We start from the raw sequence: 8231 nt of genomic DNA, 5'->3' as shown, positions 1-8231 counted from the left end.
CGAACTCGTCGAGGCCCGCCGACGGCGCGCCCACTCACGCGCCAACCTGCGCGAACGCGCCCCCGACCTGCCCGCCGGTCTCCCCGCCGCCCGCGGCCCCCTGCTGGTCCTGGAGGACGAGTACCCGGACGCCTGGTGGATGCCCGGCAACCCGCCCCAGCTGATCGTCACCACCGGTGCCCTGCAGCGACTCACCGACCATCAGCTCGACGCAGTCCTCACCCACGAGCGGGGCCACGCCCGGGCCCGCCACGACTGGCTGCTGCACCTGTCCAGCGCCCTGGCCACCGGCTTCCCGCGGGTCCCGCTGTTCGCCCACTTCTGCGACCAGACCCACCGCCTGGTCGAACTCGCCGCCGACGACACCGCCTCCCGCCGCTGCGGCCACTTGACCACGGCATTGGCCCTGATCGAGCTGAACCAGCACCGCGGTGTCCTGTCCTGCTCCTCCAGCCACCGGCTCCTCGGCGAACGGGTCGACCGCCTCCTGGAACCCCCGCCCCGCCTGCTTCCCCGGCACAGGGCCCTGACCACGGCGACAGCCGCTCTGGTCCCCCTCCTCCCGCTGCTGATCACCTTCGCCCCGGGCCTGACGGCGCTGGCGTAGGGAGCCGCGTCGCACGCCCGTCGCCCGTCACCCGTCGCCTATATCCAGTCGTCGGGCTCGGGCTCCGGCTCGTTCTCGGGCCAGTCGTCCACGCCGGAACCGGAGTCAGCACCGGAGCCTGTTCCGGCCGACGAGCGGTCCGGTACGGGCGCCGTGGCCGGTCCGTTCAGCCCCGCCAGCACCGCGAGCACGCCCTCCCCGTACGTCGCCAGCTTCTTCTCGCCGACCCCGCTGATGCCTCCGAGCTGCCCGATCGAGGTGGGCCAGGCGGTGGCGATCTCCCGGAGCGTGGCGTCGTGGAAGATGACGTACGCCGGAACGCCCTGCTCGCGGGCCTGCTCCGCGCGCCAGGCGCGCAGGGCCTCGAAGGCGGGGAGCAGTTCCTCGGGCAGTTCGACCGCGGCGGCCTTGGGCTTGCGGTCCCCCCGTCCGCCGCCTGCCGACCGGGCCGTGGCCGGCTTCTTGGGCTCCTTGCGCAGCGGCACCTCCCGCTCCCGGCGCAGCACCGACCCGCTGGTCTCGGTCAGCACCAGCGTGCCGTACTCGCCCTCGACCGCGAGGAGTCCCTGGGCCAGCAGCTGCCGGGCGACGCCCCGCCACTCCCCCTCGGTCAGCTCCTCGCCGATGCCGAACACGGAGAGCTGGTCGTGGTCGAACTGGATCACCTTGGCGGTGCGCTTGCCCAACAGGATGTCGATGATCTGCCCCGCGCCGAACTTCTGGCCGCGCTCCCGCTTGAGCCGCACCACCGTCGACAGCACCTTCTGTGCCGGGACCGTGCCGTCCCAGGTCTCCGGGGGCGTGACGCAGGTGTCGCAGTTGCCACAGCCGGCTGGGTCCGGGTCCTGCCCGAAGTAGGCGAGGAGCTGGCCGCGCCGGCACTGGGCGGTCTCGCACAGGGCGAGCATCGCGTCCAGGTGGGACTGGGCCCGGCGGCGGAAGGCCTCGTCGCCCTCGCCGGACTGGATCAGTTTGCGCTGCTGTATGACGTCGTTGAGGCCGTACGCCATCCAGGCGGTCGACGGCAGGCCGTCCCGCCCGGCGCGTCCGGTCTCCTGGTAGTAGCCCTCGACCGACTTGGGAAGGTCCAGGTGGGCGACGAATCGCACGTCCGGCTTGTCGATGCCCATGCCGAAGGCGATGGTCGCCACGACCACCAGGCCCTCTTCCCGGAGGAACCGGGACTGGTGCGCGGCTCGGGTGCCCGCGTCCAGGCCCGCGTGGTACGGCACGGCCTCGATGCCGTTGCTCGACAGGAACTCGGCGGTCTTGTCGACGGAGTTGCGCGAGAGGCAGTACACGATGCCCGCGTCGCCGGGGTGCTCCTCGCGCAGGAAGTGCAGCAGCTGCTTCTTGGGGTCGGATTTCGGCACGACCCGGTACTGGATGTTGGGCCGGTCGAAGCTCGCCACGAAGTGCCGCGCCGCCGGCATGTTCAACCGCTCGGTGATCTCGCGGTGCGTCGCGTGCGTGGCCGTCGCCGTGAGTGCGAGCCGGGGCACGTCCGGCCAGCGCTCGCCGAGCAGGGACAGGGCCAGGTAGTCGGGCCGGAAGTCGTGGCCCCACTGGGAGACGCAGTGCGCCTCGTCGATCGCGAAGAGGGAGATCTTGCCCCGGGAGAGCAGGTCGAGGGTGCCCTCCAGCCGCAGCCGCTCGGGGGCAAGGTACAGCAGGTCCAGCTCGCCGGCGAGGAACTCGGCCTCCACCACGCGCCGCTCGTCGAAGTCCTGCGTGGAGTTCATGAACCCGGCCCGCACACCGAGCGCCCGCAGCGCGTCCACCTGGTCCTGCATCAGCGCGATCAGCGGCGAGACCACGATGCCCGTGCCGGGCCGGACCAGGGACGGAATCTGGTAGCACAGCGACTTGCCGCCGCCGGTCGGCATGAGCACGACGGCGTCACCGCCCGCCACCACGTGGTCGACGACCGCCTCCTGCTCGCCGCGGAAGGCCTCGTATCCGAAGACCCGGTGCAGCGTGGCCAGCGCCTCGCTGTCCGACTGCCCCACCCTCGTCTCCGCTGTCGCCTCTGCCATCTCGCCGATCACGCTCGTCCCGCCCATCGTCCCGTCCCCCGTACGCCCTGCCTCGTCCGCCTGGTCCGTCCTGTCCCGACCACTGCCTCAACGATAGGGGTCCGCGCCGACAACCTCGGAGTTATCCACAGGCTGTCCGAGGCGACCCGCGTCAAGGACACGACGATCGTTCACACGTTCGCGAAAGACCCGCCCGTTTCCGGCGGAGTCTGATTGCGCCCGCGAGACTCCGTCCCATGGGAGCACTGATGAGCGCCGCACCGAAGGCGTCCACGCCCGCCTGGCCGATCCCGCCCGGCGAGTAGGGCCCGCGGACGGCGGCCCGGCACCCCCGAAGGGTGCCGGGCCGCCGCCGTGTCCGAACCGGCGATCGCCGCGTCAGCGCACGAACACCCCCGCCTGTCCCGCCAGGTCCAGGAAGTACTGCGGCGCCACACCGAGCACCACCGTGACCGCCACTCCGACGCCGATCGCCGTCATCGTCAGCGGTGACGGCACCGCGACGGTCGGGCCCTCCGGCCTCGGCTCACTGAAGAACATCAGCACGATCACGCGGATGTAGAAGAACGCCGCGATCGCAGACGAGATCACGCCGATCACGACCAGCGGAGCCGCGCCGCCCTCCGCCGCCGCCTTGAAGACGGCGAACTTGCCCGAGAAGCCGGAGGTGAGCGGGATGCCCGCGAAGGCCAGCAGGAACACCGCGAACACGGCCGCCACCAGCGGTGACCTGCGCCCGAGCCCGGCCCACTTCGACAGGTGCGTCGCCTCGCCGCCCGCGTCACGCACCAGCGTCACCACCGCGAAGGCACCGATCGTGACGAAGGAGTACGCGGCCAGGTAGAAGAGGACGGAGGAGATGCCGTCCGGCGTGGTCGCGATGACACCGGCGAGGATGAAGCCCGCGTGCGCGATCGACGAGTACGCCAGCAGCCGCTTGATGTCGGTCTGCGTGATCGCGACGATCGCGCCGGCCAGCATGGTGACGATCGCCACGGCCCACATCACCGGCCGCCAGTCCCAGCGCAGGCCGGGCAGGACGACGTAGAGGATGCGGAGCAGGGCGCCGAAGGCCGCCACCTTGGTCGCCGCCGCCATGAAGCCGGTCACCGGCGTCGGCGCGCCCTGGTACACGTCCGGCGTCCACATGTGGAACGGCACCGCGCCCACCTTGAACAGCAGGCCCATGACGATCAGCGCGGCCCCGACCAGGAGCAGCGCGTCGTTGCCCATGGTGTCGGCGAGCGCCGGGGTGACGTTCTGGACGGTGCCGTCGACGACCTGCGCGATCGTGCCGTACGACATCGAGCCCGCGTAGCCGTAGAGCAGGGCGATGCCGAACAGGGTGAAGGCGGAGGCGAAGGCGCCGAGCAGGAAGTACTTGACCGCCGCCTCCTGCGACATCAGCCGCTTGCGGCGGGCCAGCGCGCACAACAGGTAGAGGGGAAGGGAGAAGACCTCCAGGGCAACGAAGAGCGTCAGCAGGTCGTTGGCCGCCGGGAAGACCAGCATGCCGGCGACGGCGAAGAGCAGCAGCGGGAACACCTCGGTGGTGGTGAACCCGGCCTTCACCGCCTTCTTCTCGCTCTCGCTGCCCGGTACGGACGCCGCCTGTGCGGCGAAGGAGTCGACGCGGTTGCCGTGCACGTCCGGGTCGAGCCGCCGCTCGGCGAAGGTGAAGAGGCCGACCAGGCTCGCCAGCAGAATGGTGCCCTGAAGGAACAGGGCCGGTCCGTCGACGGCGATGGCGCCCATCGCCGCGATGCCCGCCTTGGTCGTGCCGTATCCGCCCGCCGCGAGCGCGACGACCGCGGCGAAGGCGGCGACGAGCGCGACGGCGGACATGAACGTCTGAACGTAGTAGCGGAACCGGCGCGGCACGAAGGCCTCGATCAGGATTCCGATGATCGCCGCGCCGAGGACGATGAGGACGGGCGACAACTGCCCGTACTCGATCTTCGGCGCGTCGATCTTCCCGATCGGGTCGGCCGCCGTTGCCGCCGTTGTCCACAGGCTGTGGACGGCTGTTGCGCTCACTTGGCCGCCTCCACCTCAGGCTGGGGGTCCTTCTTGTGTACGTCGGACATGGTCTGCTCCACCGCGGGGTTGACGATGTCCGTGAGGGGCTTCGGGAAGACGCCCAGGAAGATCAGCAGCGCCACCAGCGGCGCCACGACCACCAGCTCCCGCACCCGCAGATCGGGCATCGCGGACACCTCCGGCTTCACCGGGCCCGTCATCGTCCGCTGGTAGAGGACGAGGGTGTAGAGCGCGGCGAGCACGATGCCGAAGGTGGCGATGATGCCGATCACCGGGTAGCGCGTGAACGTGCCGACCAGGACCAGGAACTCACTGATGAAGGGCGCGAGGCCCGGCAGGGAGAGGGTCGCCAGGCCGCCGATCAGGAAGGTGCCGGCGAGCACCGGGGCGACCTTCTGCACTCCGCCGTAGTCGGCGATGAGCCGCGAGCCGCGCCGCGAGATCAGGAAGCCGGCGATCAGCATCAGGACGGCGGTCGAGATGCCGTGGTTGACCATGTAGAGCGTCGCGCCCGACTGGCCCTGGCTGGTCATCGCGAAGATGCCCATGATGATGAAGCCGAAGTGCGAGATCGACGCGTAGGCGATCAGCCGCTTGATGTCACGCTGACCGACCGCCAGCAGCGCCCCGTAGATGATGCTGATGACCGCGAGGACGAGGACGACCGGCGTCGCCCACTTGCTCGCCTCCGGGAAGAGCTGGAGGCAGAAGCGCAGCATCGCGAAGGTGCCGACCTTGTCGACGACCGCCGTGATGAGTACGGCGACCGGGGCGGTCGACTCCTGCATGGCGTTGGGCAGCCAGGTGTGCAGCGGCCACAGCGGTGCCTTCACCGCGAAGGCGAAGAAGAAGCCGAGGAACAGCCAGCGTTCCGTGCTGGTCGACATGGTCAGCTCGCCGCTCGCCCGTGCCTCGGCGATCTCGGTGAGGGAGAAGTTCCCGGCGACCACGTAGAGCCCGATCACCGCGGCCAGCATGATCAGGCCGCCGGCCAGGTTGTAGAGGAGGAACTTCACGGCGGCGTACGAACGCTGCGTCGCCGCCGTCTTCTCACCGTGCTCGTGGGCCCGGTCCCCGAAGCCGCCGATGAGGAAGTACATCGGGATCAGCATGGCTTCGAAGAAGATGTAGAAGAGGAAGACGTCGGTGGCCTCGAAGGAGATGATCACCATCGCCTCGACGGCCAGGATCAGGGCGAAGAAGCCCTGCGTAGGCCGCCACCTGGTGCTGCCGGTCTCCAGCGGGTCGGCGTCGTGCCAGCCCGCCAGGATGATGAACGGGATCAGCAGGGCGGTCAGCGCGATCAGCGCCACCGCGATGCCGTCCACGCCCAGCTCGTACCGGACGCCGAACTCCGCGATCCAGGAGTGGGACTCGGTGAGCTGGTAGCGGTCGCCGCCGGGGTCGAAACGGACCAGGACCGTGATCGCCAGCACGAGCGTGGCCAGCGAGACCAGCAGCGCCAGCCACTTGGCCGCGGTGCGTTTCGTGGCCGGCACGGCTGCCGTCGCGATCGCCCCGACGGCCGGCAGGGCCGCCGTGACTGTCAGCAGGGGAAAGGACATCGGTATCAGACCGCCCTCATCAGCAGGGTCGCGGCGACGAGGACCACCGCACCGCCGAACATCGAGACCGCGTACGAGCGCGCGAAGCCGTTCTGCAGCTTGCGCATCCGTCCGGACAGGCCGCCGACCGAGGCCGCCGTGCCGTTGACGACCCCGTCGACCAGGGTGTGGTCGACGTAGACCAGGGAGCGCGTGAGGTGCTCCCCGCCGCGGACCAGGACGACGTGGTTGAAGTCGTCCTGGAGCAGGTCGCGCCGGGCGGCCCGGGTGAGCAGCGACCCGCGCGGGGCGACGGCCGGGACGGGACGGCGGCCGTACTGCGCCCAGGCGGCCGCGACGCCGATCACCATCACGGCGACCGTGGAGATCGTGACCGTCAGGGCGCTGATCGGCGCGTGGCCGTGGTCGTGCCCGGTGATGGGCTCCAGCCAGTGCACGAAGCGGTCGCCGATGCTGAAGAACGCACCGCCGAACACCGAGCCGACGGCCAGCACGATCATCGGGATCGTCATGGTCTTCGGCGACTCGTGCGGGTGCGGCGGGGTGTACTCGCCGCGTGTCTCGGCGGCCGGCTCCACGTCGGGCTCGGCGGGCGACGGCGTCGGGGCCTTGCGCCAGCGCTCCTCGCCGAAGAACGTCATCAGCATCACGCGCGTCATGTAGTACGCCGTGATGGCCGCGCCCAGCAGGGCCACGCCGCCGAGGATCCAGCCCTCGGTGCCGCCCTTTGCGAACGCCGACTCGATGATCTTGTCCTTGGAGAAGAAGCCGGACAGCCCCGGGAAACCGATGATGGCGAGATAGCCGAGGCCGAAGGTGATGAACGTGACCGGCATGTACTTGCGCAGTCCGCCGTAGCGGCGCATGTCGACCTCGTCGTTCATGCCGTGCATGACCGATCCGGCCCCGAGGAACAGCCCGGCCTTGAAGAAGCCGTGCGTCACCAGGTGCATGATCGCGAAGACGTAGCCGATCGGGCCGAGACCGGCCGCCAGCACCATGTAGCCGATCTGCGACATCGTCGAGCCGGCCAGCGCCTTCTTGATGTCGTCCTTGGCGCAACCGACGATCGCACCGAACAGCAGCGTGACCGCGCCGACGATGGTGACGACCAACTGCGCGTCGGGCGCACCGTTGAAGATGGCGCCGGAGCGGACGATCAGGTACACGCCCGCCGTCACCATGGTCGCGGCGTGGATGAGGGCGGAGACCGGAGTCGGGCCCTCCATCGCGTCCCCGAGCCAGGACTGCAGCGGCACCTGGGCGGACTTGCCGCAGGCGGCGAGCAGCAGCATCAGCGCGATCGCGGTGAGCTTGCCCTCGTCCGCCGATCCGGCGAGTCCGGCCTCCCCGTGGCCGCCGAGCACCGGTCCGAAGGCGAAGGTGCCGAACCACAGGAACATCAGCATGATCGCGATGGACAGACCCATGTCGCCGACGCGGTTGACCAGGAAGGCCTTCTTCGCGGCGGTGGCGGCGCTGGGCTTGTGCTGCCAGAAGCCGATCAGCAGGTAGGAGGCGAGACCGACGCCCTCCCAGCCGACGTAGAGCAGCAGGTAGTTGTCGGCGAGGACGAGCAGCAGCATCGCCGCGAGGAACAGGTTCAGATAGCCGAAGAAGCGGCGGCGGCGCTCGTCGTGCTCCATGTACGCGACCGAGTACAGATGGATGAGCGAGCCGACGCCGGTGATCAGCAGGACGAAGGTCATCGACAACTGGTCGAGGCGGAAGGCGACATCTGCCTGGAACCCCTCCACCGGGATCCAGCTGAACAGGTGCTGCGTCAGGGTGCGGTCCTCGGCGCCGGCACCGAGCATGTCGGCGAAGAGGACGGCGCCGATCACGAAGGACGTGGCGGCCAGCACCGTGCCGATCCAGTGGCCGACGGCGTCCAGTCGGCGTCCGCCGCACAGCAGGACCGCCGCTCCGAGCAAGGGCGCCGCCACCAGCAGCGCAATCAGATTCTCCACGATTCAGCGACCC

Annotated in this window: 5 protein-coding genes; 1 reads left to right on the top strand and 4 read right to left on the bottom strand. The window is 70.0% G+C overall.

Annotated elements, in window-relative coordinates:
* A partial coding sequence (locus EBH09_RS21385) for a M56 family metallopeptidase (RefSeq protein ID WP_153182700.1) occupies positions 1 to 607 on the top strand: 607 nt, incomplete at its 5' end.
* 38 nt (positions 608 to 645) lie between these two features.
* On the opposite strand, the gene recQ is transcribed toward EBH09_RS21385, so the two are convergent.
* The 4 genes from recQ to nuoL form a co-directional block, all read right to left on the bottom strand.
* Complete coding sequence (recQ, locus tag EBH09_RS21380) at positions 646 to 2670, bottom strand: DNA helicase RecQ (protein ID WP_121748586.1); 2025 nt, start codon at positions 2668 to 2670, stop codon at positions 646 to 648.
* A 351-nt stretch (positions 2671 to 3021) separates the two neighbouring features.
* The gene (gene nuoN, locus EBH09_RS21375; RefSeq protein WP_121748585.1) at positions 3022 to 4680 is read right to left on the bottom strand and encodes an NADH-quinone oxidoreductase subunit NuoN; all 1659 of its coding nucleotides are present in this window, start codon (positions 4678 to 4680) and stop codon (positions 3022 to 3024) included.
* The gene (locus EBH09_RS21370) at positions 4677 to 6248 is read right to left on the bottom strand and encodes an NADH-quinone oxidoreductase subunit M (RefSeq protein WP_121748584.1); all 1572 of its coding nucleotides are present in this window, start codon (positions 6246 to 6248) and stop codon (positions 4677 to 4679) included. Before EBH09_RS21370 ends, nuoN begins: the two co-directional genes overlap by 4 nt.
* 5 nt (positions 6249 to 6253) lie before the next feature.
* Positions 6254 to 8218, bottom strand: a complete 1965-nt coding sequence (nuoL, locus tag EBH09_RS21365) for an NADH-quinone oxidoreductase subunit L (protein ID WP_121748583.1) — start codon at positions 8216 to 8218, stop codon at positions 6254 to 6256.
* Between the last annotated feature and the right edge of the window lie 13 nt (positions 8219 to 8231).

It is taken from the genome of Streptomyces sp. E2N166 (assembly GCF_003671715.1).
In the GTDB taxonomy this organism is placed as follows: Bacteria; Actinomycetota; Actinomycetes; order Streptomycetales; family Streptomycetaceae; genus Streptomyces; species Streptomyces thinghirensis.
The sequence above is the reverse complement of the archived record's forward strand: the minus strand, read 5'-3'. Positions and strand labels throughout refer to the sequence as shown.

What these genes read in the sequence shown, in the direction of transcription:
- recQ (WP_121748586.1), bottom strand. Translation starts at nt 2,670, where the DNA reads ATGGGCGGGACGAGCGTGATCGGCGAGATGGCAGAGGCGACAGCGGAG.
- EBH09_RS21370 (WP_121748584.1), bottom strand. Translation starts at nt 6,248, where the DNA reads ATGTCCTTTCCCCTGCTGACAGTCACGGCGGCCCTGCCGGCCGTCGGG.